The sequence below is a fragment of the Myxococcus sp. CA005 genome (genome assembly GCF_006518205.1).
Classification (GTDB): domain Bacteria; phylum Myxococcota; class Myxococcia; order Myxococcales; family Myxococcaceae; genus Myxococcus; species Myxococcus xanthus.
This window is the reverse complement of record NZ_SRLV01000045.1, coordinates 43,401-69,870: the sequence shown is the minus strand read 5'-3', so window position 1 is coordinate 69,870 and position 26,470 is coordinate 43,401. Positions and strand designations below refer to the sequence as shown.

General features: G+C 68.7%; 19 protein-coding genes. 13 read left to right on the top strand and 6 right to left on the bottom strand.

The features are described from left to right. Window positions 1–660 precede the first annotated feature (660 nt). From FMQ63_RS20695 to FMQ63_RS20685, 3 genes are all read left to right on the top strand, one after another. The gene (locus FMQ63_RS20695) at window positions 661–1,956 is read left to right on the top strand and encodes a heparin lyase I family protein (RefSeq protein ID WP_011552944.1); all 1,296 of its coding nucleotides are present in this window, start codon (window positions 661–663) and stop codon (window positions 1,954–1,956) included. A gap of 87 nt (window positions 1,957–2,043) precedes the next feature. After that, a complete protein-coding gene (locus tag FMQ63_RS20690; protein WP_011552943.1) occupies window positions 2,044–2,361 on the top strand; it encodes an antibiotic biosynthesis monooxygenase in 318 nt (105 codons plus the stop codon). Then, entirely contained in the window at window positions 2,355–3,536 is a 1,182-nt protein-coding gene (locus FMQ63_RS20685; RefSeq protein ID WP_020478803.1) for an iron-containing alcohol dehydrogenase, read from the top strand. The genes FMQ63_RS20690 and FMQ63_RS20685 overlap by 7 nt, the downstream gene beginning before the upstream one ends. An 11-nt stretch (window positions 3,537–3,547) precedes the next feature. Here FMQ63_RS20685 and FMQ63_RS20680 read toward each other — a convergent pair whose 3' ends face one another. Together FMQ63_RS20680 and FMQ63_RS20675 are read right to left on the bottom strand one after the other, a co-directional pair. Further along, complete coding sequence (locus FMQ63_RS20680) at window positions 3,548–5,077, bottom strand: aminotransferase class V-fold PLP-dependent enzyme (RefSeq protein ID WP_011552941.1); 1,530 nt, start codon at window positions 5,075–5,077, stop codon at window positions 3,548–3,550. A gap of 17 nt (window positions 5,078–5,094) precedes the next feature. Further along, window positions 5,095–6,702: an FGGY-family carbohydrate kinase gene (locus tag FMQ63_RS20675; RefSeq protein WP_011552940.1), complete on the bottom strand. Its 1,608-nt coding sequence runs from the start codon at window positions 6,700–6,702 to the stop codon at window positions 5,095–5,097. A gap of 235 nt (window positions 6,703–6,937) precedes the next feature. Here FMQ63_RS20675 and FMQ63_RS20670 point away from each other — a divergent pair, with 235 nt between their 5' ends. The 3 genes from FMQ63_RS20670 (at window position 6,938) to FMQ63_RS20660 (ending at window position 12,896) form a co-directional block, all read left to right on the top strand. Further along, window positions 6,938–7,501, top strand: coding sequence for a bacterioferritin (locus FMQ63_RS20670; RefSeq protein WP_011552939.1), 564 nt, complete (start codon window positions 6,938–6,940; stop codon window positions 7,499–7,501). A gap of 63 nt (window positions 7,502–7,564) precedes the next feature. Further along, complete coding sequence (locus FMQ63_RS20665) at window positions 7,565–9,067, top strand: glycosyltransferase family 39 protein (RefSeq protein ID WP_011552938.1); 1,503 nt, start codon at window positions 7,565–7,567, stop codon at window positions 9,065–9,067. Between the two features lie 256 nt (window positions 9,068–9,323). Beyond that, complete coding sequence (locus FMQ63_RS20660; protein WP_043613075.1) at window positions 9,324–12,896, top strand: PepSY domain-containing protein; 3,573 nt, start codon at window positions 9,324–9,326, stop codon at window positions 12,894–12,896. A gap of 86 nt (window positions 12,897–12,982) precedes the next feature. Here FMQ63_RS20660 and FMQ63_RS20655 read toward each other — a convergent pair whose 3' ends face one another. Further along, the gene (locus FMQ63_RS20655; protein ID WP_011552936.1) at window positions 12,983–14,176 is read right to left on the bottom strand and encodes an AI-2E family transporter; all 1,194 of its coding nucleotides are present in this window, start codon (window positions 14,174–14,176) and stop codon (window positions 12,983–12,985) included. 250 nt (window positions 14,177–14,426) lie between these two features. Here FMQ63_RS20655 and FMQ63_RS20650 point away from each other — a divergent pair, with 250 nt between their 5' ends. Next, entirely contained in the window at window positions 14,427–14,810 is a 384-nt protein-coding gene (locus tag FMQ63_RS20650) for a hypothetical protein (protein WP_368665447.1), read from the top strand. Window positions 14,811–14,827: 17 nt separating this feature from the next. Here the strand turns inward: FMQ63_RS20650 and FMQ63_RS20645 are convergent, their stop codons facing one another. Together FMQ63_RS20645 and FMQ63_RS20640 are read right to left on the bottom strand one after the other, a co-directional pair. Continuing rightward, entirely contained in the window at window positions 14,828–16,489 is a 1,662-nt protein-coding gene (locus FMQ63_RS20645) for an SMP-30/gluconolactonase/LRE family protein (protein ID WP_011552934.1), read from the bottom strand. After that, window positions 16,486–18,300 (bottom strand): NAD(P)/FAD-dependent oxidoreductase, encoded by a 1,815-nt coding sequence (locus tag FMQ63_RS20640; RefSeq protein WP_011552933.1) that lies wholly within the window; start codon window positions 18,298–18,300, stop codon window positions 16,486–16,488. Before FMQ63_RS20640 ends, FMQ63_RS20645 begins: the two co-directional genes overlap by 4 nt. Before the next feature lie 169 nt (window positions 18,301–18,469). On the opposite strand from FMQ63_RS20640, the gene FMQ63_RS20635 reads away from it, so the two are divergent. Next, a complete protein-coding gene (locus tag FMQ63_RS20635) occupies window positions 18,470–18,982 on the top strand; it encodes a TetR family transcriptional regulator (RefSeq protein WP_020478807.1) in 513 nt (170 codons plus the stop codon). 95 nt (window positions 18,983–19,077) lie between these two features. After that, window positions 19,078–21,162: a lamin tail domain-containing protein gene (locus tag FMQ63_RS20630; protein ID WP_225909947.1), complete on the top strand. Its 2,085-nt coding sequence runs from the start codon at window positions 19,078–19,080 to the stop codon at window positions 21,160–21,162. A 22-nt stretch (window positions 21,163–21,184) separates the two neighbouring features. On the opposite strand, the gene FMQ63_RS20625 is transcribed toward FMQ63_RS20630, so the two are convergent. After that, window positions 21,185–21,784: a TetR/AcrR family transcriptional regulator gene (locus FMQ63_RS20625; RefSeq protein WP_011552930.1), complete on the bottom strand. Its 600-nt coding sequence runs from the start codon at window positions 21,782–21,784 to the stop codon at window positions 21,185–21,187. Between the two features lie 164 nt (window positions 21,785–21,948). Between FMQ63_RS20625 and FMQ63_RS20620 the strand changes: the two genes are divergently transcribed. From FMQ63_RS20620 to FMQ63_RS20605, 4 genes are read left to right on the top strand one after another with little or no spacing between them, the layout of a single operon-like run. Then, window positions 21,949–23,253, top strand: a complete 1,305-nt coding sequence (locus FMQ63_RS20620) for a S9 family peptidase (protein ID WP_011552929.1) — start codon at window positions 21,949–21,951, stop codon at window positions 23,251–23,253. Between the two features lie 9 nt (window positions 23,254–23,262). Further along, window positions 23,263–24,324 carry a BamA/TamA family outer membrane protein gene (locus FMQ63_RS20615; protein WP_011552928.1) on the top strand — a complete coding sequence of 354 codons (1,062 nt, stop codon included), beginning with the start codon at window positions 23,263–23,265 and terminating at the stop codon, window positions 24,322–24,324. A gap of 14 nt (window positions 24,325–24,338) precedes the next feature. Beyond that, complete coding sequence (locus FMQ63_RS20610) at window positions 24,339–25,232, top strand: hypothetical protein (protein ID WP_011552927.1); 894 nt, start codon at window positions 24,339–24,341, stop codon at window positions 25,230–25,232. Then, complete coding sequence (locus FMQ63_RS20605) at window positions 25,233–26,411, top strand: hypothetical protein (RefSeq protein ID WP_011552926.1); 1,179 nt, start codon at window positions 25,233–25,235, stop codon at window positions 26,409–26,411. Window positions 26,412–26,470: the final 59 nt, after the last annotated feature.

Genomic DNA, 26,470 nt, shown 5'->3' with positions numbered 1-26,470 from the left:
CTTCAGCACCGCGATCCGGCCCACCAGCGGCGGGTGGCACAGCCCTGGCGCCCATCGGCGGACCGGCGCGTCCCGGGGTACCCCCGCCGCGCTCCGCGGACACGCCAGTACGCCTCCCAGGAAACGCGCCCCACACGCAACGCACGAGCCCGAAGCCGGGTTCATGGTCACCTCCCTGAAGGATGACGCTGTGTGAGTCGAGCGCCGGTCCTTCGCGTCGCCGGTACGACCGGGGGTGTTGTAGCGCCGGCATGCACCTCGCGCCTCCGGCCGCCAGGGATGTGGGACTGTTCGCTCCCCACCGCACACCCCCGACTCGCGTCGCAGTGCACTCCGGCGCCAGCCCAGGCCCGCAGTGCATCGAAAGCCTCACGCGCAGCGCGTTTTCAGCGCCCGCATCGCACAATGACAAACAATTCCAATCACACCAAATGAAACAGAAACAAGGTACGCCCCGACTGGCGCCTGGAGAGCAAGCAGGCGTGAATCGCATGTTGAATACGAAATACTTTTGATGGATGCTCGTTGAGAGCTCGACACGGCAGCGACCCGCCGTGACCTTGGAGAAGCCCACCTAGCAAAGCCAAGCACCCTCCCCGCCCGTCCCTCCACGGCGCGGACTCCCCCTCGTCTGTCTTTAGTTCCCAGAGATCCCCCCACATGAAGAAGACCCTCCTGCTGGTTGGAACGCTGCTCGGTATGAGCAGCACTGGCTGCGGTGCCCCTGAAGATGATGTTTCATCTGAAGCCGGTGCGTCCCCCATCGAATTCGATGCCCTCGACAACTCCGCGGTCAGCGCCGCGGCGTTGACCACCCCCGGGTGCACCGCACTGACGGCCCGGTCGGTGATTTCCAACGGCGACGACGGGAACGTCGCAGCCAATACCATGGACGACAACCTGGGCACGCGCTGGAGCCGGAGCGGCCGGGGCTCTTGGGTTGACTATGACCTGGGCTCCATCCAGCAGGTCGCCGGGGTCTCCGTCGCGTGGCACCAGGGCAATACCCGCACGAATGAGTTCCTCGTCTCTGTTTCACCGGATGGCTATACCTATACACAGGTCTATTCGGGCAAGAGCAGCGGCACCACCGCCGCCGCGGAGACGTACAGCTTCAAGGCCGTCAACACCCGCCGGGTTCGCATCACCTTCCAGAGCAACAACGTCAATGAATGGGCCAGCATCGCCGAGGCGCGTGCCTGCTCGTCCACGACGTCGACTCCCACCGACCCCACCCCGAATCCGGATCCCACGCCGGAGCAGCCGCCCCCGGGCACCGGCGCCAGCGTGGTGTGGGTCGGTGACTTCGAGACCAACAGCCGCTCCCAGTGGAGCCACACGCAGATGGTGAGCGCGGACCGGCTGGCGCTGGTGAGCTCCCCCGCGCGGCAGGGCCGCTACGCCCTCAAGGCCACCGTGCGCAAGGGCGACGACCCCATCAACTCCAGCGGCAACCGCAACGAGCTGGTGCGCATGACGCGCGAGGCCACGGGCTCCGAGTACTACTACCGCTTCAGCACCATGTTCGACTCGAGCTTCCCCAGCGCGAAGACGTGGCAACTCTTCACCCAGTGGCACCACGAGGGCAACTCCGGTTCGCCCCCGGTGGAGTTCTACGTCTACGGCGAGGAGATTCGCCTCAACATCGGCGGCAACCCGGGCACCATCGTCTGGCGCACGCCGCTGGTTCGCGGCCGCTGGCTGGACTTCATCTTCCACGTGAAGTGGTCGCCGGACTCCAAGGTGGGCTTCGTGGAGCTGTACCTGAACGGCAAGGTGGTGCTGCCCAAGCGCTACATCGCCACGCAGTACAAGGGTCAGCTCAACTACCTGAAGGTCGGCCTGTACCGGAATGACACCATCAGCCCCGTGGGCATCGTCTACCACGACGGGTGGACCATGGCCCGCAAGCTGGAAGACGTCATCAGCCCGACGGCGGTCCTCAAGGCCCCGTAGCGACTGACGGGCAGCCAACACCCCTGCCCCCTCCCGGGCCGGAGGTCGCGTCCCCACGCGGCCCCGGCCCGGAGTAGTTTCCGGGGCATGTCCCACAGTCTCCTCGTCGTTCACGTCCAGGTCCACGTCAAGCAGGAGCACGTGGACGCCTTCCACCAGGCCACGCTCGCCAATGCGCGAGAAAGCGTGAAGGAGCCTGGCATTGCCCGTTTCGACGTCCTGCAGGACGCCGAGGACCCCACGCGCTTCGTGCTGGTGGAGGCGTACCGGACGCCGCAGGCCCCCGCCGCGCACAAGGAGACGGCGCACTACCTCACATGGCGCGACACCGTGGCTCCGATGATGTCAGAGCCCCGCACCAGCCGGAAGTTCGTCAACCGCTTCCCTGAAGACGCCGGGTGGTGACGGACGTGAGCGCTTCTTCCTCGTTCGAGTTCGCCACCGCCACCCGCGTCGTCTTCGGCCCGGGCCGCCTGGCCGAGGCACCCGAAATCATTCGCGGCCTCGGGGGCTCCCGGGTGCTGCTCGTCACCGGCGCGAATCCCTCCCGCGCACGGCCCCTCCACGACGCATTGGAGCGCCTGGGCCTGGGGGTGACTGTCTTCTCCGTGGACGGCGAGCCCACCGTGGAGCGTGCTCGTGAAGGCACCGCGCGCGTCGCGGAAGCGGGCTGTGATGTGGTGGTGGCCCTGGGCGGAGGCAGCGCGTTGGACGCGGGCAAGGCCATTGCAGCGCTCGCCGCCAACGGGGGCGACCCGCTGGACTACCTGGAAGTCATTGGCCGGGGCCAGCCGCTCACCCGCCCGTCCCTGCCCTTCATGGCCATCCCCACCACGGCCGGCACGGGCTCCGAGGTGACGCGCAACGCGGTGCTGGGCTCGAAGGACGCGAAGGCGAAGGCCAGCCTGCGCAGTCCACACATGCTGCCGCGCGTGGCGCTGGTGGACCCGGACCTGCTCACGGGGGCACCGGCCGCCGTGCTTGCATCCAGTGGCATGGACGCGCTGTCGCAGCTCATCGAGCCCTACCTCTCCGCGCGCGCCAACCCGCTGACGGACGCGCTGGCACGCGAGGGCCTGCGAAGGTCGGCCCGCTCGCTGCGGCGCGCGGTGCTGGACGGTCCGGATGCGCCCGCCCGCGAGGACCTGGCCCTGGCCAGTCTCTTCGGCGGTCTGTGTCTGGCCAATGCGGGCCTGGGCGCGGTGCACGGCTTCGCCGCGCCCCTGGGTGGCATGTTCGACGCGCCCCACGGCGCGGTGTGCGCGGCATTGCTGCCAGCGGTGTTGGACGTCAACCTGCGCGCGCTGCGGGCCCGTGCGCCAACGCATCCATCACTGCCCCGGGTGCAGGAGTTGGCGGCGCTGCTGACGGGGCGGGTGGATGCAAGGGCCGAGGACGCCGTCACGTGGGTGGACGAACTTCGCGCGGCGCTGGGCGTACCGGGGCTGGGACGCTACGGGCTGACGGAGGCCCAGGTACCAGCGCTGGTGGCGAAGGCCAAGGAGGCCAGCAGCATGAAGGCCAACCCCCTGGTGCTCACCGACGCAGAGCTGGCGGAAATCGCCAGCCGGTCGCTGTAGGACCCGCGCCGTTACACCTTGTAGAGCAGGTCCATGTACTTCTTGAGCAGGTCGCTCACCAGACCGCGGAAGGGCACGGAGGCCGCCATGCCGTACACGGGCGCCATCGTCCCCTTCGCGCTGGGGTGGGACTTCACGTAGTCCACGGCGTCGCGCAGGTCGACCAGGAACTGCTCCGCGACGCCGGGCTGCGTGTGGCGCAGCGTGACGCACAGGTGGACGGCGGACGGTTTGTGCAGGCCGTTGAGGTTCCACCCGTGCTCGCTCATCCGCTCCATCACCTGGAAGATGTCCACGGACTCCGAACCGAAGGCGATGACGAACAGCGGGTCCCCCAGCACGTGCAGCTCCGGGATGTCCCGGATGCCCTTCTTGATGGCCGCCGCCGTCTCCAGGATGCTCCGGGTGGCGTCCAGGTAGCCCTGCTCCCCCGTGCTCACCAGCGCGGCCCACGCCGAGGCGATGAGCGCCCCGGGCCGGCTGCCGGAGAAGGTGGGCGAGAAGTAGATGCCACCCGGCCAGTCCGTCGCCGTGAAGTACTGGTGCGAGCGCAGCTCCGTGCCCCGGTACAACACCACCGAGGAGCCCTTGGCCGCATAGCCGAACTTGTGCGTGTCCACGGACATGGACGTCACGCCCGGCAGCCGGAAGTCGAAGGGCGGCACGTCGTAGCCCAGCTTCATGGCGAAGGGCAGCACGAAGCCGCCCAGGCACGCGTCGGTGTGGAAGCCGATGCGCTTCTTGCGCGCGATCTCGGACAGCGCCTCGATGGGGTCGATGACACCGTGCGGAAAGCCGGGCGCCGAGCCGATGAGGACGATGGTGTTGCGGTTGATGGCCTTGCGCATGGCGGCCACGTCCGCACGGTAGTCCGGGCCCACCGGCACCCGCACCATCTTGATGCCGAAGTAGTGCGCCGCCTTGTCGAAGGCCGGGTGCGCGCTGGCGGGCGCCACCATCTCCGGCCTGGTGATGCCCTTGGTCTCCCGGGCCCAGTCCCGGTACGTCTTCATCGCCAGCATGATGCTCTCGGTGCCACCGGACGACATGGCCCCGCAGATGCGCGCCTCCTCCGGCTGGCCCGCGTTCGCCACGTCCGCGCCGAGCATGCTGGCCGTCATCGCCACCACCTCCGCCTCGAACTTGGTGGCGCTGGGCCACAGGTCGGCGTGCAGCGGGTTGCTCTGCGAATGCAGCGCATAGACGCGGTTGAGGAACGCGATGTGCTCCGCGTCGCCGTTGTACACGCCTCCGGACACGCGGCCCTCCCGCCAGCGGTACTCCTCCTGCGACTCCAGGGCCTGGAGCTCACGCAGCACGTCCTCGCGCGAGCGCCCCGTCGGCGGCAGGTGGTCGAACGACTGCATCTTCCCGCGGTAGGGCTTGAGGCCGCTCTCCAGTTCGGACAGCAGCGAGCCCGTCTCCCGGTTGAGCAGGCCCTTCACACCCGGAACAGCCTTGAGGTAGCGCTCCGCCGCGGATAGCAGCCTCGGCGGGACGTGGTTGAGCAGGCTCAGCGCCTTCAGGTCTGGAAGTGCCATGGCGAACTCCTGGGGGTTCAGGCGCTTCGCGCTCGATTGAGCCGCGCGAAGATGGCCTTGTTGTGTTTGTAGATGTTGACGAACTCGCGAAACAGCTCGTCGTAGAGCGCCGCGTTCTTCGAATCCGGATGAAAGGTGCGGGCGACCGGCACGAGCGAGGGAATCTCCTCCACCGTCAGCCGCCCCAGCGCCACCGCGGCCTGGAACGCGGCGCCTCGTGCGTTGGCGAGCACCGGCTCATCCACCTGCTGCACCGCGCGGCCCAGCACGTCCGCGTGAATCTGGCACCACAGCGCGGAGCGTGCCCCGCCGCCGATGATTCGCAGCGAGTCCAACCGCCGGCCCACGAACTGCTCCACATAGGTGAAGAGCCAGCGCGAGTTGTAGGCCACGCCCTCCATCACCGCCCGGACCATATGCGCCCGCGTCGTCTTCAGGGACTGGTTGAAGAAGCCGCCGCGCAGTGACTTGTCGTCCACCGGGCTGCGCTCGCCGTTGAGCCAGGGCAGGAAGATGAGCTGGTCGCTGCCCGCGGGGACGTTGCCCGCCTGCGCCTCCATCACCCGGTAGAGGTCCGGCGCGTCACCGTCCGTGCCCGCCCCCGCATCCCGGCCATACAGGATGTTGTCCTTGAGGAAGGTGAGGCAGATGCCGGCGGACTCCTGTTCGTTGGCCAGCAGGTAGCGCCCGGGCAGGGCGGACGGCACGGACGCCATCTGGTGGAAGAGGTCCGTCTTCTTGTAGGGCACGTGGCAGCACAGCCACGACGAGGTCCCTACGCACAGGTGGGGCTCGAAGTCTCCCACCGCGCCAGACCCCACGGCGGCGGCGAGGATGTCCGGCGCGCCCGTCACCACCTGAACGTCCTCGCGCAGGCCCAGCTCGCTCGCGGCCTGCGCCTGGAGCGGCCCCAGCACCGTGGAGGCGGGGACCAGGTCCGGGAGCTTCTCCCGCTCGAGCCCCGCCATCTTCAGCAGCCGGTCGTCATAGGCGATGCGGCCCAGCGCGCGGTTGTCCGTCACCCAGTGCAGGGTGATGGAGTCATACGAGGCGGCGCAGCGGCCACTCAGCTTCAGGTTGAGCCAGTCCTTCGGCTCCAGGAACTTGTACGTCCGCCGGTACACGTCCGGGCGCTCGCGCCGCAGGTAGAGGATGTGGCCCACCGGGTCCTTGCCCGACAGGCTGGGCACTCCGCCCGACAGGCGAATCCACGTCATCAGGCGGCGGACGTCGTAGCCCTCCACGGAGAGGAAGCCGCCCACCGCGCGCTTCACGTCCGGCGCGCCGCGTGAGTCCATCCAGATGAGCGCGGGGCACACGGGCGTGCCGGACGCGTCCACCGCGACGGTGCCGGACCACTGCGAGCTGCAGTTGACGCCGATGACGTCCTCCGCGCGCACGGCCCCAGAGGCCAGCAGGCGCCGCGTCGCCAGGACGATGGCGCGCCACCACGCCTCCGGCTGCTGCTCGGCGCCCCCATCCGGGAGCAGGGCCAGCTCCAGCGGCTCCACGTCACCGCCCAGAATCCGTCCCCTCAGCGTGACGGCCGCCACCTTGACGGCGGACGTCCCGAGGTCAATGGCCAGGATGGCCTGCTCACCTGCGTGGGACACACTTCCCTCCATGCCGGGCGTCAAGACAGACCGGGCGGGCGATTGCCGCGGCGGCCGAGTCTAGGAAACGAATGCGTGCAGCCTGCCACCGACGCGTGAAAGTTCGTCGTTTTTCTGAAAGCTCGGAAGAAGTCCCCGCGCCCTCGTCCGCCCCCGGGGCGTGGTGGCGGACCGTTCCTCCCGTGGGTGGATTCCACGCGCCCCGCCCGTCCTACCTTTGCGCGAGGCCCAGAACAGGGGGACCACCATGGCCGAAGTCCAGCAGCCCTTCCTCACGGATATCACCGAGATTCGCCGCCGAGCCCGGGAGCACCTGGAGGAAGGCGCCATCACCGAAGACTACGAGGGCGACGTCAACGCCACCATCAAGCTGCTCAACGACGCACTGGCGACGGAAATCGTCTGCGTGCTGCGCTACACCTACCACTACGTCGCCGCGGTGGGCATCCAGAGCGAGTCCGTGAAGGACGAGTTTGGAACGCACGCCCGCGAGGAGCAGCAGCACGCGCTTCGCATCGCCGAGCGCATCAACCAGCTCGGTGGCAAGGCGGACTTCAACCCCGAAGGACTGCTGTCCCGCAGCGCCAGCCAATACGCCGAAGGGCAGAACCTGGTGGACATGATCAAGGAGAACCTCATCGCCGAGCGCATCGCCATCCAGACGTACCAGGAGATGGTGCGCTACTTCGCCAACCATGACCCGACGACGCGCCGGATGATGGAGGACATCCTCGCCAAGGAGGAGGAGCACGCCAACGACATGCATGACCTGCTGGTGGCACACCAGGGCAAGCCGCCCCTGCGGAGCTGAGCGCCGCCTGGCCGCCGCGCTCGCGCCTGGCTAAGGTGGCGGGCAACGCGTCCGGGGGGTGGCATGCGCAGGCGCTTCACCGCTGTGAGCGAGCTGTGTCGGCGGCACCCGGTGGCCCTGGGCGCCGCCGCGACCTTCAGCCTCAGCCTGCTGCTGCGCTGGCTCTACCTGCAGGCGTCGCCTGACCGGACCTGGCCCTTCTCCATCTTCTTCTACGGCGACGCGCGCTTCTTCCACGCCTACGCCGCCGACCTCGCGCGGGGGCACACCGGGCCCGCAACCCTGCCCTACCACCCGCCCCTGTTCCCCTGGCTCCTGGGGCTGCTCTACCGCGTGCTGGGCCCGCCGCAGGGCAGCGCCTATCCGTACAAGCTCGCGCTGGCACTGCTGAACGCGGGCACGGTCGCCTTCACGGGGTGGTGGTGGCGCAAGGTGCTGGGCACCGGCTGGAGCCTGCTGGGCGCCGCCCTCTTCGCGTGCAGCTTCGGCTGGCTGGTGCTGTCCACCACGTACAGCAACGAAGTGCTCTATGTCCTCTTCCTCTCGGCCACCTGCGCGCTGATGCTCCAGCACCGCGCGGGCCCCACGTGGATGGGCGCCGTGCTGCTGGGCGCCGTCATGGGCCTGGGCTCGCTCACCCGCGCCGAACACCTGTACCTCTGGCCCTTCCTCCTCGCCTGGGCCTGGCTCTACCGAGGCGGCATGCCCCCGCGGACACTGGCCCTACGTTGGGGCGCGGCCCTGCTCGTCACCGCCGTCGTGCTGGCCCCCTGGGCAATCCACAACGCGCGCGTGCTGCGCGAACTCAACGCCCGGACGCCGCACCTGGAGCCGCTGCCCGTGCTGGCCCCCGTCACCGTGTACGGCCCCATCAACTTCGCCATGGCCAACCACGCCACGGCCACCGGGGGCTTCACGCCCGACAGCGTCAACCAGATGGGCCAGGAGGGCTTCCTGGACGTGGCCAACTCCGCCCAGCGCCACCTGTTGCTGCACGGGTACGCGGAGGGGCTCGCGTGGATGCGGGATTACCCGGCGGACGCGGCGCGTCTGTGGCTGGCCAAGCTGGACCGCTGGCTGGACGGCTTCCGGCTGGGTTTGGGGGCCTCCAACCTGCCCGCGGGACTGAACGGCGCCCGGGCCCCCGTGGACGTCTTCGTGCCGGAGAGCGCGTGGCTGAAGTGGCCGCTCACCCTGCTGCTGCTCGCGGGCGCCGCGCTGTCCTTGCGGCCCGCGTGGCGCGGCTTCGCGCTCTTCACCGCGGTGCTGCTGCACCGGGCCCTCATCACCGTCGCCTTCTTCGGCTACACGCGCGGCCTGCTCGCTGTCTTTCCCGCGCTCATCCCATTGCTGTTGCTTCCGCTCGTGGTGCTCGCCACACGCGCCTCCACACAGCGGTGGGCCACGCGGCTGCCCGCCGTCGCCGCCGCCGCGTTGCTCTTCTTCTGGGTGGAGGCCGGTGTGCTCGCGCTGACCGCGCCCCGGCGCTTCATGGCCAGCGGGAGCACCGACCGCGCCAGCGGCAAGCTCATCCAGGATGACTGGGTGCGCATCTGGCCGGACTGAAGGCGATTCGCGCCCTCGTGGAAAAACTACAACCCCGTGGGATGACAGCCCGGTTCGTGCGCGGCAGTTCGAATGCCAGGCACACCACCAGTGAACACTTCTAAGTCCCGTTATTCTTACAAAACTTTCTTCGGGAATAGCGAACGGAATCCCACGTATTCAGATTTAATTTCACACCCGGTATGGCCGTTGACGTGCTCCGTGCAGGAGCCACCGCGAGGGCATGTGCCTCCGCGGGTCCGCAGAGGAGAAACGCATGCGCCACACACGGGTGTCAGCAGCATGTCTTGTCCTGCTCCTATCCACCTCCGCCTGGGCCTTCAAGCCACCTGACAAGGGACAGAGCGCCGTCGCCGACAAGGCTTTCTTCAAACCAGAGCTGTACCTGCCCATCCAGAACATGCAGTTGCAGCAGGCCCGCCAGCAGATGAACTCGCTCGGCGCCGACGCGTGGGACGACTTCTTCAAGCGCAATGGGCGCGAGTTCAACGTCTACATCGACCCGCGCACGGGAACGCCCACCGCGGTGCAAGGCACCATTCCCCTCATCCCGGGTGACGGCTTCAACAACAAGGTCACCATGGACGAGGTCCGTGAGTCCATTGGCCGCTCCATCGCGAACGTGGACGAGGCCGCCGTCGGTGACCTCATCTTCAAGTTCATCGCGGACAACCAGGCCGCGTTCAACGTCGACCTGATGCAGATGGGCAACCCCCGGGTGACGCGCATCAACGACGACCTCATCCAGGTCCACATCTCCCAGCAGGTCAACGGCGTCCCCGTGCGCCACGGGCGCATCGCGGCCACCATCAGCCACGGCAACCTCATCCTCATCGGCACCGAGGCCTGGGCCAACGTGCGCATCGACACCCGCCCCCGGCTGGCCCCGCAGGACGCGCTGGTGTCCGGCAACGGCTTCGTGGGGCTGAACACCAGTCCCCAGACGCTGTGGCAGCAGCCCACGCTGGAGATCGCCCCCGTGGCGCTCTCGGGTGAGTCCTTCAACGGCGCCGTCGGCACCGGCTACGAGCACCGGCTCGTGTACACCTACGGCTTCTCCGAGGCCGGCGGCAACGAGCGCTGGAAGACGACGGTGGACGCCCAGACGGGCGAGGTGCTCGCCGTGGAGGACGACAACCACTACTTCGACGCGCAGATTAAGGGCGGCATCTATCCGTCCACCAACATCGAATCCTGCACCTCCAACGAGACGTGCGGCACCATGCAGCCCAACTCGCCCATGCCCTGGGCCAACACGGGCCTGCCGGCGCCCAACAACTTCACGGACGGCGCGGGCATCGTCAACTACAGTTCCGGCACCGTCACCACCACGTTGGCGGGCAAGTACGTGCGCATCAGCGACTCGTGCGGCGCCATCAACGTCAGCTCCACCACGGGCAACCTCAACCTGGGCGGGGTGAACGGCGACCACAACTGCACCGTGCCTCCGGGCACGTCGCCGGGCAACACCGCCGCGTCCCGCTCCAGCTTCTACGAGCTGAACAAGCTGGCCGAGCAGGCCCGAGGGTGGCTGCCCACCAACACCTGGCTCCAGGGCCAGTTGCTCTCCAACGTCAACATCAACAGCACCTGCAACGCCTTCTGGAACGGCAGCTCGGTGAACTTCTACCGGAGCGGCGGCGGCTGCCGGAACACCGGTGAGATTGGCGCCGTGTTCGACCACGAGTGGGGCCACGGCATCGACGACTTCGACGCCAACGGCTCGCTCAGCAACTCGTCGGAAGGCTACGCGGACATCGCGGCCATCTACCGCCTGCAGACGTCCTGCGTGGGCTACGGCTTCTTCGAGACGGTCAACACCGGCTGCGGCCTGACGCCGGACGGCACGGGCTACAACCAGCAGGAGGCGCAGGTCTCCGGCCAGTCGTGGTGCAACACCAAGTGCTCTGGCGTGCGTGACGCGGACTGGGCCGCCAGCGTGCCCAACATCCCCGCCACGCCGCAGAACTTCGTGTGCCCCATGTGCAGCTCCGGCTCCGGCCCGTGCAGCCGCCAGGTCCACTGCGCGGCCTCGCCCGTGCGTCAGGCGGCCTGGGACTTCGTCACGCGCGACTTGACGGCGCCGCCGTTCAACTACGACTCCAACACCGCCTTCATCGTGGGCAACAAGACGTTCTACCAGGGCAGCGGCAACGTGGGCACGTGGCACGCCTGTAACTGCACGGCGGGCACGTCCGACGGCTGTGGCGCCACCAACGGCTACATGCAGTGGCTGGCGGCGGACGACGACGACGGCAACCTGGCCAACGGCACGCCGCACATGTCCGCCATCTACGCGGCATACAACCGGCACCGCATCGCGTGCTCCACCCCGACGGTGACGAACAGCGGCTGCGCCGCCGGCCCCACCACGGCGCCCGCCAACACCACCGCCACCCCGGGTGACGGACAGGTCAGCCTGAGCTGGAACGCGTCCGCGGGCGCCACCCAGTACTGGGTGATGAAGACGGAGGGCTTCGCGGGCTGCGACTTCGGCAAGGCGAAGGTCGCCACCGTCACGGGCACCACCTACACGGACGGCGAGGTCGCCAACGGCCGGCAGTACTGCTACTCCATCGTCCCGGCGTCCTCCAACGCGTGCTACGGCGCCGCCAGCGCGTGCACGTGCACCACGCCCGTCTGCGCCGCGCCCGGCACGGCCGTGCTCGCCGCGCCCTCCGGCGGCGCCACCGGCGTGGAGCTGTCCGCGGTGCTGGACTGGAACGACGTCTCCGGCGCCTCCACATACGAGGTGCAGGTCGCCACCGACGCGGCCTTCACCAACGTGGTGGCCAGCGCCACCGCGCTGACGGCCAGCACCTGGACGGTGTCGCCAGCCCTGGCCACCAGCACCTCGTTCTACTGGCGCGTGCGCGCGAGCAACTCGTGCGGTGGCGTGGGCGCCTGGACCGCGGCGTCCACCTTCACCACGCGCGGCTGCGTCGCCCTGGCAACGCCCACGCTGAGCAGCCCCGCTGACGGCGCCACCGGTGTCGGCACGTCCGCGGCGCTCGACTGGAGCGACGTGCCCAGCGCCGCCACCTACGAGGTCCAGGTGGCCACGGACTCGGCCTTCACCAATGTGGTCCGCTCGGCCACCGCCCTGACGGCCAGCGCGTGGACGGTGACGCCAGCGCTGAGCAGCAGCACCCCGTACTACTGGCGCGCACGGGCGGCCGACTCCTGCGGCACCAGCGCCTACAGCACGGCGAGGAGCTTCACCACCACCAACATCTGCACGCCGGTGGCCGCCACCTACAACGCCACGCTGCGGACACCGTCCTGCGGCAACGTGTGCGGGTGTGACACCGGGACGGTGCTCGTCAACGGCCGCGGCACCCTGTCCGGCGGCGCCGAGCCCAACCAGCCCAACACCCTCAACGCCTCCTGCGCGGACGGAAGCTCCGGCACCTACCACAGCGATGAGAGCATCGACCGTGTGGTCCTCCGCACGGTGGACCACAGCGCCTTCTCCGTCGGCAAGCAGGTGACGGCCGAGGTGACGGTGTGGTGCTGGGGCACCACGGACCGCTTCGACCTGTACTACACGACCAACACCTCCGCGCCGTCGTGGACGGCGCTGACCACGGACGTGGCCTGTACGGGCAGCGGTGCGCGGACCTTCACGCACACCTTCAACCTGGGCGCCACCGCGGGCAACCACGCCATCCGCGCGCAATTCCGATACGGCGGCACCGCGAGTTCGTGCACCTCCGGCAGCTACAACGACCGCGACGACCTCGTCTTCGGCGTGGCGGCCGCGGTGGCCTCCGCGGCGCCGGAGAAGACGCGCAGCGTGCAGGGACGCTCGACGCAGGCGGCCCGTTGATGAACGAACCCCGTCACCCGGCGTGACGGCGGAATGAACGCGAAGGGCCTCCGGGTCGACGTCCGGAGGCCCTTCTGCTTTCGCGCTCAGTGCTCCGAGGGCGTGTCCGGCGGCGGTGGCTCTCGGCTCGGCGGCGCTGACGGACGTGGCCCTGCCATGGGGCCCGCGAAGAGCAACCCTTCCTCCACCGCGCCCCGGCCGGGCTCCCGCTTCGAGTCCTCCATCCGATGGCTGCGCTGCCACGCTTCCTGGCGAAGCCCCAGCACTTCCTGCACCAGCACCTGCGCGGCCGCGGCCAGCGGCACCGCCAGGACGACGCCGGGCAGCCCCGCCAGCGCGCCGCCGCAGAGCACCACGATGGAGATGAGCAGCGGGTTCATCTTGATGGCCCGCCGCTGAATCATGGGGCCCAGCACGTTGGACTCAATCTGCTGGTACACGATGAACACGACCACCGCGATGAGCGCATCCTTGAGGCCCACCGCGGCCAGGGTGATGACGCCCACCAGCACCGCGCTGATGATGCTGCCCAGATAGGGAATGACGCCCATCATCATCACCATCAATCCCAGCGGCAGGAAGTACGGCACGCCCTGGATGAGCGCAATGGTGGCGGCGACCGTTCCGCCAATGGTCATCACCAGCAGGGTCCCCGCCAGGTAGTTGGCCACGGCCTTTCGCATCCGGGACATGAGCAACCGCACGCGTGGCCGGCGGCGTGGCGACACCCACTGGATGGTGCTCTCGTAGAGGTCTTCACCGAACAGCAGGCTGAACACCGTGAGGACCACCACGGTGATGCCGCCCGCCACCAGGCCCAGCGTCGACGACAGGACGTTGATGAGGCGGCCCGCGACGTCCGTCGGCTCGAAGCGGATGAGGTCCTCCGCCTGGACCTCTACGCCATAACGCGTGCTCAGCTCCTCCACCCAGCGGGACTGCGCGAGCCGCTCAAGCATGGCGGGCATCGACTGGACCAGGCCCTGGAGCTGGTGGATGAGCATGGGCACCAGCGAGCCCACCAGGACGCCCATCATCCCCAGGAGCGCCAGCGCCACGATGGCCACACCCGCGCCGCGAGGAAGCCCCCACTGCGTCAGCCTTCGCACCAGGGGGCTCAGCGCGATGGAGAGCAGCAGCACGACGGCCAGCAGCGTGAGCACGGGGTACACCGCCCGGAGCGCGGCCCAGCACAGGATGAGCAGCAGGACCTGCGTTCCGACAATCCAGACCGTCCGCGGCGGCACATAGACGGGGAGCTGCCGACGAGATGCCTTCATGCCTCACAAGGTAGGATGTGGTCGCACGGACGGTAGGCGGCCCGGAGCACACCACCGCGTCACCTGACAGGCGCTCCTGCAACTTCAGGCAGTTGGCGTAGCGCAGGCGCAGCAGGCAAGCAGGCGTGCGCCCACCGCCACGCCTGAGGCGCGAGCGAGCCTCAAGCCCTGAAGCAGGCAACGCATGCCATGGGGGCGAGCGTGCCCCACCCTTGAGTGCGAGCCGAAGGGGGCGCAACCTGCACGCGCCATGTCCGATAATCCCCAGACCCACCCGAGGACCGGGAGTGTGGAGGGTGACGCGATGTGGATTGAAGCCATCATCATGCCCCGGCAGAGCGCCACGCCGTACCGGCCCGCGCCGCGCAAGAAGCGTGGAGCCGATGCCATCCCGGCATCAGCCCCGGACCGCCGGCCCGCCTACCAGGCCGCGCTCGACGAAGGACGCCGCTTCTGGGATGCCGTGCTCGCGTTCCTGAAAGCCCACCACTTGATGGACGCGGTCCGGTGGATCAGCGAACCGGGAACGATTCCCCTCGTCACGCTCCACTGCACCCGCATCGTCCTGGAGCGGCTCCGGCAAGCGCCCGAGTTCGAAGCGGGTCTGTCGATGAACCTCGAAGTCCCCGTGTGACGGTTGGCCGTGCAGGCTCAAGGCACGGGGACGAAGCGGTAGAGCGCGCTCTCGATGTCGGACGTCACATAGAGGGTGCCCGACGCGCCCACTGCCACGCCCGTGGGGATGTAGCCCGGAGGCAGTCCCTCGCTCTCAGGCAGACCGATGCGCAGGCCACTGGCGAGCACCGTCACCCGGCCCGTGGCCGCGTCGATGCGCACCAGCCGCTTGCGGCCCACCTCCGCGACAATCAACCCACCATCGGGATGCAGCGCGATGCCTTCGGGCGCCTTGAGGCCCGTGGCCACCGTGCGCCGCGCCCCATCCGACAGGCGCACGCGGGTCACCTTCCCCGAACGCACCTCCGTCACGTACACCCCAGGCTCCTTCGCCTTCGTGTCGGCCGCGAGTCCCACGGGCCCACCCAGCCCTTCCGCCAGCACCGTGGTGACAGCGGGCTCGGAGGTATCCACACGAACGAGCCGGCCCGTGGCGGCCTCGGCGACGAGCAGCGTGCCGTCCTCCAGCTCCACCACGCCCTGCGCGCCATTCGGGCTGGGGATGGTCCGCAGGAGCGCTCCCGTGCCGCGGTCCAACACCTGGAGGGTGCTGTGGCTGCCCAGATAGGCCGTGCTCAGCACGACATGCCGGGCAGTCACGCTCACGTTCATGGGGAAGTTCAACTGCGACGAGAGGACCCGCGTCGTCTGGGTCACCAAGCCCTCACGCCCGCCCACCCGGCGCAGGGCGTACACATCCGCCACGTACAGCGTCTCCTCGGGGTCATCTGGCACAACGGCGATACCGGAGGGCACGGACAAGCGAGATTCGACCAGGAGGCGAACGGAGCCATCCGCGGGATTCACCACGCGGATGTCGTTGTCGACCATGTTGGACACGTACACCTGGTCATCCGGACCCACGGCCAGATTGTCGAGCCCAGTGGGCAGCTTCGCGACGACCTCCTTGGCACCCGACGGCAGGCGGACCCGCACCAGTTCACCTGTCGCCGCGTCGACGACGTAGAGGTTCTCCCGGCGCGCGTCGAAGTTGACGGCGACCGGCACCGTGAAGCCTTCCGCCACCTTCTCGATGAGGCCCGTGTCCACGTCCACGCGGGCAATCTGCCCCTTGAGGATGAGCGGGCCATACAGCCGGTCATCGGGGCCGAACTCGAAGCCATTGAGATAACCGGGCGCGTCGATGACCTTCCGGGGCGGCTTGCGCCCGGTCGGGTCCACCTCCCACAGCGCATCGCCTCGCCCGAGTTGCGTCACGTAGAACCGGCCATCGCCGCGAAAGGCCAGCGAGTTGAGGCCCGGCAGGTTCCTGGCGATGACGCGCGTCTTCCCGTCCGGAGTGCGCCGCATCAACTGGCCGGAGAAGTAACCCGTCCAGTAGATGGAGCCGTCAGGCCCCAGCGCGACGTCATCCGCGCCGCCCAGCGGAGGCCCCACGAGCGTGCTCACCGCGCCCGTACTCAGGTTGACGGCGTGGACCGACTGGCCCAGCAGGTTGCTGGCCAGCAGGTTTCCCTTTCCATCCACGGCGAGCCCGTGGACACCCTGGAAGTGGGAGCCGGCCACCACCGTCTCCTGACGGTAGGACTTGGGAGGGGTCGCCAGGGCCGGGGCCGCCATCAACAGCAGACCGGCGGCCAGGGACTTGGAGACGCATCGGAACATGGAGGCACTCATGGCTTCGAAGCCACCTTGCCCTGCGAGAGCTCCAGGCCCACGAGTCCATCGCCCTGACGCCAAGCACGCAGGACATCGATGAACGCGAGCGTATCGCCTCCGAAGGTCGCGTAGCGGATGGCGTTCGGCCCCGGGCTGACGCCCTCGTTGTTGTAGTAGCCGGGCGTGCAATCCGCCCCGCCGAAGGAAATCCCCATCCTGAGGCGGGAGAGAATCACATCCCACCACTGCTGCTGCGCCTGCGCCGAGGGCTCGATGACTTCCACGCCCTGCTTCAGGCACCGCCCGATGATGTAGGCGGCGTGCTGGGACTGCTCGTCGAGGATGTGCACGAAGTTGATGGCCCAGCCGCTCTGGGTCGTGGTGAACATCAACAGATTCGGGAAGCCGCGGCTGTGCATGCCATGCAGCGTCGCGGGACCGTCGGCCCAGCTTTCCCGGAGCGATGTGCCATCGCGGCCCCGGATGTCGAAGCCCAGCATCCGGGTGTAATCACCCGAGACTTCGAAGCCCGAGGCGTAGATGAGGCAGTCGACCGGGTATTCCTCCCCCTTCACCACCACACCCCTCGGCGTCATCCGTTCCACGCCCTTGCCTTCGGTGTCCACGAGCTGGACGTTGGGCCGGTTGAACGTCTCCAGGTACTCGTCGTGGAAGCAGGGCCGCTTGCACATCGGGTTGTAATAAGGCTTGAGCGCCTCGGCCGTCGCCGCATCCGAGACAATGGCATCCACCCGTGCGCGGATCTCCTCCATCTTCCGGTAGTCAGCCAACTGGCGGAGTTCGACGGCTTCCTCGGGCGTCCGGGCCTGCTGGGTCGCGCCGTCCTGGAAGATGTACGTCCAGCCGTCCTGGACCATGTCGACCGGCAGCGCGCGGCCAGAGACAATCGCGGAGAAGTTGCGGATGCGGTCTTGCTGCCAGCCGGCCTGGAGCGACTTCGCCCAGGCCTCATCCGTGGGCCGGTTGCCGCGCACGCCAACACTCGAGGGGGTGCGCTGAAAGACATACAGCTGCTGAGACACTGCCCCTAGTTGGGGAATGGCTTGGACCGCCGTGGCGCCCGTGCCGATGATGCCCACGCGCTTGTCGCCCAGCCGGGTCATGCGGCTGGTGGGGCTGCCACCGGTATAGGCGTAGTCCCAGCGGCTGGTATGGAAGCAATGCCCCTTGAACGTCTCGATGCCTGGAATGCCGGGCAGCTTGGCCTTGTGGAGGATGCCGCCCGCGATGATGACGAACCGCGCCGCCAGCCGGTCCCCTCGGTCCGTCGTGACGTTCCAGCGCCGGGCGTCCTCGTCCCAGTCCATGGACTGGACCAGGGTCTGGAACAGCGCCTTCTCATAGAGCTGGAAGTGCCTGCCGATGCGCTGGCAATGGGCGAAGATTTCGGGCGCCCGCGCATATTTCTCCGTGGGCATGTAGCCAGTCTCTTCGAGCAGCGGCAGATAGATGTAGGACTCCACATCGCAAGCGGCGCCTGGATAGCGGTTCCAGTACCAGGTGCCACCGAAGTCGCCGCCCTTCTCGACAATGCGGATGGCGTCCACGCCCGCCTGACGCAGCCGCGCTGCCGACAACATGCCGCCAAACCCACCTCCGACAATCAAGACGTCGAGCTGTTCCGCCAGCGCCGGACGCATGAAGCCAGGCTCGACATAAGGGTCCTTGTCGAAGTCCGCGAAGACGCCCTTCACGGGGATGTACTGCGTATTGCCGTCGGGCCGCAGCCGCTTCTCACGCTCGAGGCGGTACTTCTCCTTCAAGGCTTCCGGAGAGAAAGCGCGCCCCTCCTGCTTTGTCGCAGTCATCCGCACATGTCCTTTCGAGTTGGAAGCCACGCACGACGTACACAGTCGTTTACTTACATAGACATAACTCAAGCGGAATTATAAGTAAACCCAGATGCCCTCGACCCGACCGCCCACTGCAAAGCCAGCCGTTCGGCAAAGAGACTCCGAACGCACACGCACCGCCCTGATGACCGCCGCGCGGGCCCTCTTCTCCACACAGGGCTTCGCCAACACGGGGGTGCGGGACATCGCGGCGCTGGCCGGAGTCAACTCCTCGCTCGTGGGCCGCTACTTCGGCTCCAAGCAGGGGCTGTACCGGGAGACGCTGGCGCAGGTGCTCGATATCGGCCCGTTGCTCCAGATAGACAGGCGCCAGTTTGGAGAGACGGTGGTGTCCCTCTTCCTGGGTGCACACGACGCCTCGGGGCCGTTGGCGATGCTCATCCTGTCGGCGTCCGACCCCGAAGCCCATGCGACCAGCGTCGAACTGCTCCAGAAGCAGGTCATCGCCCCCCTGGCCCGCTGGCTGGGCGCTCCGGATGGCGAGGGGCGCGCGGCCCGGCTCAACATCCTCTGGAATGGCCTGCTCGTCAGCGGGCGGCTGCTGCCCATCCAACGGCTCTCAGAAGGGCTCGACACGTCCACCCAGCGTTGGCTGGCGGCCGCAATCCAGTCAGTCATTGACGAAGGCGCGACCTGAGGACGCGGCGGTCCTGCCGTGGCAGCGGGAGCATGTCCGCCCCATCGACTACCGTCGCTGTCCTTCGAGCTTCGTTCCCTGCCCTGGAGTCGTTCATGTCGCCCCCCCGCACACTCGCGCCTCTTCTCGTCCTGCTCCTATTGACCGCCTGCGGGGACGACCCCACGCCCACGCCCGCGGACAGTGGCGTCGTCGTCGACGCCGGAAACAATCCCGACGCTGGGACGGACTCCGATGCAGGCACCGATTCCGATGCGGGGGCGGACGCCGGACAGGATGCGCCGCCTGGCATCACCACCGAGGCCCTGCCGGAAGGCACCGTGGGCCGGGCGTACACGACGACGCTGGCCGCCGCGGGTGGCACCGCGCCCCTGACCTGGCGCATCACGGCGGGGACGGCGCCGGCGGGCCTCACACTGTCCGCCACGGGCACGCTCAGCGGCACGCCCGCCCAGGTGGCCCGCGGCACCTTCACCGTCACGGTGGAGGATGCGAATGGCCAGACGGGCACCCGGGAGCTGACGCTCTCCGTGAGCGCGCCGGGCGCCCCCGTGTTCACCGCGGGCCAGTGGAACCTCACCTACTTCGGCTCGGATTCGCGCGGCCCGTCGAACTCCTCGTCGGATGGCGGCGCGTCCGATGACCTGCAGATTGCCGGTGCGCGCGACATCATGCTCGCGGCGGGCGCCAACCTGTGGGCCATGGTGGAGATGGTGGATACCGCCGACTTCGACCTGCTCAAGGCCCAGCTCCCCGGCTTCGACGGCTTCCTCTCCAACGACGCGGCCTTCGTCTCTGGCGGAACGTCCCCCTACGGCACGAGCAGCCAGAAGCTGGGCGTGCTGTACGACAGCTCCCTCACCTTCCAGAGCGCGACCCTGGTCCGGATTGGCAACATCTCCGACTTCGCGGACCGCCCGCCGCTCCGCGTGGACTTCACCACCGAAATCAACGGGGCGGAGACGCCGCTCACCGTCATCGTCGTCCACATGCGCGCCAACAGCGCCGACCCGACGGCGCCGCGCGAAGCCCGGGAGCGCGCGTCCGCGGCGCTCAAGGCGTACCTCGACGAGCAGTTGCCCACGCAGCACGTCTTCGTGATTGGCGACTGGAATGACGACGTGGACGAGTCCATCTCGCTCGACCCCACCTCCGGCGCGCCGCTGGCCACGCCCTACCAGAACTTCGTCTCCGACTCGGCTCACTTCACCTTCATCACCCGAGAGCTGTCGCTGGCGGGGGATGACACCTCCATTGGCTTCGAGAACGTCGTCGACCACACCCTGGCCACCAACGAGGCGGCGGACCGCTACGTCGCGGAATCGGCCCGCGTGCTCTACGTGGACGAGTGGTTCCCCGACTTCCTCAACGTGGTCAGCGACCACCGCCCCGTCGTCAGCAGCTACGCCTTCAGCGCGGCAACCGGCCCCCTCCTCCGCCTGAAGTCGCCCCACGGCGGGACGTACCAGGGCGGGAGCACGCTGCCCATCACCTGGACGTCCTGGGGCGTGGGCGAGGTCCGCGTCGAGGTCTCCACCAATGGTGGAACGGATTGGAGCGTCCTGGCCGCGTCCGTCCCGGCGGCCCTGGGGCGCTTCGCCTGGAGCGTTCCGGACGAGGCGGCCTCGAACGTGTGGGTGCGCGTGGTGGATGTCTACGAACCGGCGCACGCGGACATGAGTGACGCTGCGGTGACCATCGCCAGTGGCGCCGCGCGCGTGTTCATCAACGAGGTGTTGGCCAATGAAGGCACCCAGGCCTCCGCGCACGAGTTCGTGGAGCTGGTCAACGCCAGTCCCTTCCCCGTGGACATCTCCGGCTGGACGCTGTGGGACGCCACCAACGGTTCCGCGCGGCATGTCTTCGCGCAGGGGACGCAGCTGGGTGGTGGCAAGGCCGTGGTCGTCTTCGGTGGCGCCGCGGCGGTGCCTGCGGGACAGGCGAATGCGCTGGCCGCGTCCAGTGGTCTGCTGGGCCTGGGGAACGGCAGTGACTCCGTGCGCGTCCGGCGGCAGGACTCCACCCTGGTGGACCAGTACGACTACACGTCCACCGTGCCCGGGGTTTCCGCCAACCGCTCGCCGGACGCCACGCCGGATGCGAGCTTCGTCGCGCATGACACGCTGACGCCGGGGGTCGCCAGCTCTCCAGGGCTGCGCGCGGACGGCGCGGCGTTCTGACGAGACACGTGTGACACGGCCCTCAAGGAACGAAGAGCAGCCGTGACGCCTGCTGCACCCAGGCGCGCCGCGTGTCGAGCGTGCCGAAGTCGAGCAGGATGAACTGGTCGAACAGCCGGGGCATCATCGACAGCAGGCTCAGGGAGGCCCACACCTGGGTGAGCGCCATCCGCAGCCGGTTCTCCGGCAGGTGCGGCGCCCCCGGTGCCAGCCGCCCGGCCAGTTCGGCGAGGAACGCATTGAAGCGCTGGATGGCGGAACTGTCGTAGCGCTGATGGGCCAGCGCGTCGTGGAAGTGCGCGTGCGCGATGTACGGGTAGCGCAGCGAGTTGCTCATCAAATCCTCGAGCAGCGTCTCGAACGCCTCGCGAATGCCCAGGCCCTCCAACCGGAGCCGATCGAAGTCCTCCAGGACGTTCCCGAAGGCCTGGTCCAGCGTCTGCTCCAGCGCCAGGGCGACCAGCTTCTCCTTGCTCCGGAAGTAGTAGCTGATGGCCGCGCTGTTCACCTGCGCCTCGCGGGCAATCTCCCGGATGCCCGTCGCATCCAGTCCGTCCCGGCCGATGCACACGATGGTCGCCCGGAGAATGCGCTCCCGGGCCTCCTGCTCCTTGGTCCCCATCCCTGCAAACCCCTGAAACGACGTGACTCCGCGCCGACGCTTGACAGGCGCGGGCAGCCTTAAATCTACTGATTCAATCAACCGATTAATCCAGGAGATTGAATCCCATGGTCAAGCCCGAAGGCGAACCTACCGCAGGAAGACCCTCTCGACGAGGCGTGCTGATGGGAGCGGGGCTGTTTGCGGGCGGCGCGGCGGCGGCGCTGGGGCTGCGGAGCGCGCTGGCACCGGTGTCCAAGGACGTGCAGGGCATCAACCCCCGAAGCGACGCCTGGTACGACATCCGCCTCACGGGGGACGGGCTGATGGACAACCAGGTGCTCTGGTTCCTCAGCCATGCAACCCACGGCCAGAGCGACGTGGGGGACGTGCTGGAGACGGCCAGCCGCATCCAGCCCGGGGACGAGCGCAGTTGGTTCGAGGCGTGGACCCAGACGGCGCGGCGGGTCCACGGCCACGCCCAGAACGCCGAGTCCAAGGGTCACCGGCTGAGCGCCGGCCAGGCCTACGCGCGCGCGGCGAACTACTACCGCGCGGCGACGATGCACTACACGGACCTGGAGGACCCGCGGACGCTCGAGGTGACGCGGCAGGCGGCCACCACGTTCGAGAAGTCGAACGGGCTGCTCGGCTACGACGTGCAGCCGCTGGCCATCCCTTACGAGGGCACCACGCTGGCGGCGTACTTCGTGCGCTCGCCGCACGCGAAGCCCAGCGCGCCCGTCATCCTCCTCCACCAGGGGCTGCATGCCTGGCCGGAGGAGACGAAGTGGGTCTGGGAAGGCGCGGCCCGGCGCGGCTACCACGTGCTCATGTTCCACGGCCCGGGCCAGGGCCGCTCGCTGCGGGAACACCGGCTGAGCTTCCGGCCGGATTGGGAGAAGGCCGTCAGCCCCGTGGTGGACGCGGCCGAGCGCATCAGCGGGGTGGACCCTCGCCGCATTCTCCTCATGGGCCTGTCGTTCGGCGGCGCACTGGCGCCTCGGGCGGCGGCGTTCGAACCTCGCATCGCCCTGTGCATCGCCAACCCCGGCGTCCTCAGTTGGTGGGAGTCCACCAGCTCGCACTTCAACCGCTTCCTCCCGGGCTCGCTGGCACTGCTGAAGTCACACCCGGAGCAGTTCGACCAGGCCATTACCGCGCTCGCGGACCGGTGGCCCACCGCCCAGTACTGGCTGCGTGACGTGTACTGGAAGCATGGCGCCCGGTCGCCGTCGGAGCTCTTCCGCAAGCTGGAGGAGTTCACCAACGAGGCCATCGTCGACCGCATCCGCTGCCCGGTGCTCATCATGGAGGGCGAGGCGGAGGATGCCTCGCCGGGCCAATCCCAGAAGCTCTACGACGCGCTCCGGGGCCCCAAGCACCTGATGATGTTCACCCACGAAGAGGCCGCGCCCCTGCACTGCCAGGCGGCGTCCACTGCGCTGGCCGAAGCGCGCCTGTTCGACTGGCTCGACGAAAACGTCTGAGGCCCCGCCATGACACCGCTCCTCACGGCCGTCCTCGGCGTCCTGCTCGTGGCCACTCCCGAGGAAGCACCGGAGGGGCGCTTCAGCGTCGTCCCCTTCGTGCTGCCCGCCTACCAGCCGGAGACGAGCTTCCTCCTGGGCGGCGCGGCATCGCTCATCTATCAGCCCCCGGCGTCGCGAGGCGGCAGGGAGTCCCAGGTGATGCTGGCCGCCGCCGCGAGCACCCGTGGCCAGTTCACCCTCCTCCTCCAGCCGGACGTGAATCTGCTCGACGACCGGCTGAACCTCACGGCCACCGCCAGCGCGGCGCGCTTCCCGGACCGCTTCTTCGGCATGGGCGCACGCACGCGGGCGGAGGACGAGGAGGACTTCACCCCCATCTTCTTCGAGCTTGAATTGAGTCCGAAGTGGCGCATCGCCCCGCGCCTCTATGTCGGCCCTACCGTGCGCTATCAGCACGCGCGCTTCACCTATGTCGCGGAGGACGGGGCGGTGCGGCGCATGACGGGCGCCGAGGGCGGTTCGACGGTTCAATTCGGGCTCACCGCCCTTTATGACTCACGGGACAACACGCTCAATCCGGTGACAGGCCTGGTGGCGCGGCTCAACCTGCGCCGGGCCCGGGACGCGTGGAGCTCCGACTACGTCTTCGATGTGCTGCGACTGGATGTCCGGCGCTACCTCACACTTCCGTGGGGACAGCGACACGTTCTCGCGATGCAGGGACTCGTCGACCTGCGCGACGGTGAACCGCCCTTCTATGACACGGGGAGGTTGGGCGGGATGGAGTTGAGCCGAGGCTACCTGGAGGGGCGCTTCCGCGAGCGCCAGCACCTGGGCGCGCAGGTTGAGTACCGCGCGCCCCTCTTCTGGCGACTGGGCCCCGTGGCCTTCGTCTCCGCGGCGACGGTGGCACGCAGCCCACGCGACTTCGACATGCGTGACATCAAACCGGCGGCTGGCGCAGGGCTGCGCTTCGCCCCCATGACAGACGTTCCCGTCAATCTCCGGCTCGATATCGCCTACGGAAGTGAACCCAGCTTCTATTTGAACGTGGGCGAGGCCTTCTAGGTTAGAAGCCCGCCATGCGCGCGCCCCTGTTGTCCCTTCTTGCCCTGCTCACCCTCGTGGGCTGCTCTGACACCCCCTCCGACGGTCCGGGGGTGGATGCGCCCGTGGACCGGGGCCCCAAGGCCATCCCATTGGACGGCGACCCCAACGGGATGTTCTGGGACGCCGAGAACGAAACGCTCTACATCGCCGACGACCAGAACCACCGCATCCTCAAGTACCGGGACGGTGAAGGCGTGTCCCTGGCCGTCGCGCTGCCGGACGCGCCGCCCAACAGCACCAACCTGGGTGAGGTGGTGCGGATGCCGGACGGCACGCTTGTGACGGTGCGCTTCGGCTTCGGGACGGCGGGCGCGGTGCTCTTCGCGCGGCCGGACGGCACCACCGGCAAGGTGCCGGGACTGCCCACCAACCGCCGCCGCATCGGCCTGACGGTGACGGAGGACGGGCGGCTCTACAACTCCTACTTCGTCCGCAACAGCAACGTGAATGTGGGCTCCATCGCCCTGCTCAACCTGGACGGCACGGAGCAGGAGGTGGTGGGTGCGCTGGAGAAGCCCGTGGGCGTGCTGGCCGTGGGTGACTCGCTCTACATCGCGGACCAGATTGCCGGGAAGGTGTACCGCTCGCCGCTGGCGCGTCCCGCGGAGCTGACCACCATCGCCACCCTCACCGAGCCGGACCTGCTGTCGCTCGGGCCGGGCGGCGCGCTGCTCACGGGCACCCGTCAGGGCACCGTGGTCAGCATCAATCCCAGCACCGGCGCGCAGCGAGTCATCGCCAGCGGCTTCCAGAACGTGCGCGGCATCGCCTACGACGCCGTCAACCGCCGCCTCTTCCTCGCCGACCACGACGGGGACGAGTCCAACGGCACCACGCACTTCCTCCAGATTGTCCCGGTGGACTGAATGCGCCGGGTCCTCATCGCAGTGGCCACGCTGGCGAGCACGCCCGCGCTGGCGGCCCCGGATTGGCTCCAGCCCGTCCTGGTGGGTGAAATCGACTGGCGTCAGCACGTCTCCGAGGTGGAGGGCTTCGACGGCGTCACGCTGGCCCGCCTCCGCGTGGGCGCCCGGGCCTACCCCGTGCCCTGGCTGATGGCTTCCGGCGTGGCGGAGTGGGCGCAGGAGAAGCCCGCGCTCATCGACGCCTTCGTGGCCGCCACCCTGGGCGAGTCGCTGCGCCTGTCCATGGGCATGTCGAAGACGCCGTTGTTCATCAGCGCGCGCGACGAGAGCCAGGAGGCCCGGGCCATTCCCGAGCTATCCCTGCTGGCGCAGACGTTCTGGCCGCGCCGCGATCTGGGCATCGAGGCCTGGTGGGCGCCCAAGACGCTGCCCGTGGAGGCCTGGGTGCGCGTGGGCAATGGCTCGCGCAGTCCGTTGGGCAATGACAACAGCCTGCCCGCCCTGGACGCCCGCGTGGATGGACGCTGGGGCCGCGCCCGGGGCGACGTGGATGCCTTCTGGGGCTTCCGCGCTGGCGCGGGTGTCCATGTGGAGAACGCCTACGACCGGGCCGGCATCGGTGGCATCGGCCCCCAGAACTTCGTCTTCTACCGGGCCCCCCCGGTATCGGGGCCTCGCTCGGTGGTGGAGGCGCACGCGCGGCTGGACGTTGGGCCCGTGAGGGTGCTGGCGGAAGGCGCCGCGGCCTGGGAGCGGCGCTCTCGCGATACCGATGGCAATCCCAACACCCCGCGCGAAGGACTGCCACGGATGGAGAGCCAGGGGGCCTCGCTGGAGGTGTCCTGGGTGGTGGTGGGACGCCCCCGGGGCGACGGCGCTCGCTGGCCCGTGGCGCCGAACGACCCCACCGGCATGGACGCCGTCAACGCCGGGCAGGTGCCCACGGGCGCCGTCGAGCTCGCCGCGCGAGTGGAGCGGCTGTGGCTGGGCCGGGGTGCCTCCGACATCCAGCCCGGCGGTACGACGGGCGGCGCCCTCGCGGTCCGCTGGTGGGTGACGTCCTTCTTCGGTCTCGGCGCCGCCGGGTACGCCCAGCGGTACGACACCGCGCCGCTGGAGGACCCGGGCCGGCGCAACTCCTGGCTCGCCCTGGCCCGAGCCACCGTGAGCGTGCCCTGAGCATTTCGACTTCGACCTGGGCCCAGGGGGGCGTGCCCAGGGCGTTCCGATGCACCTCC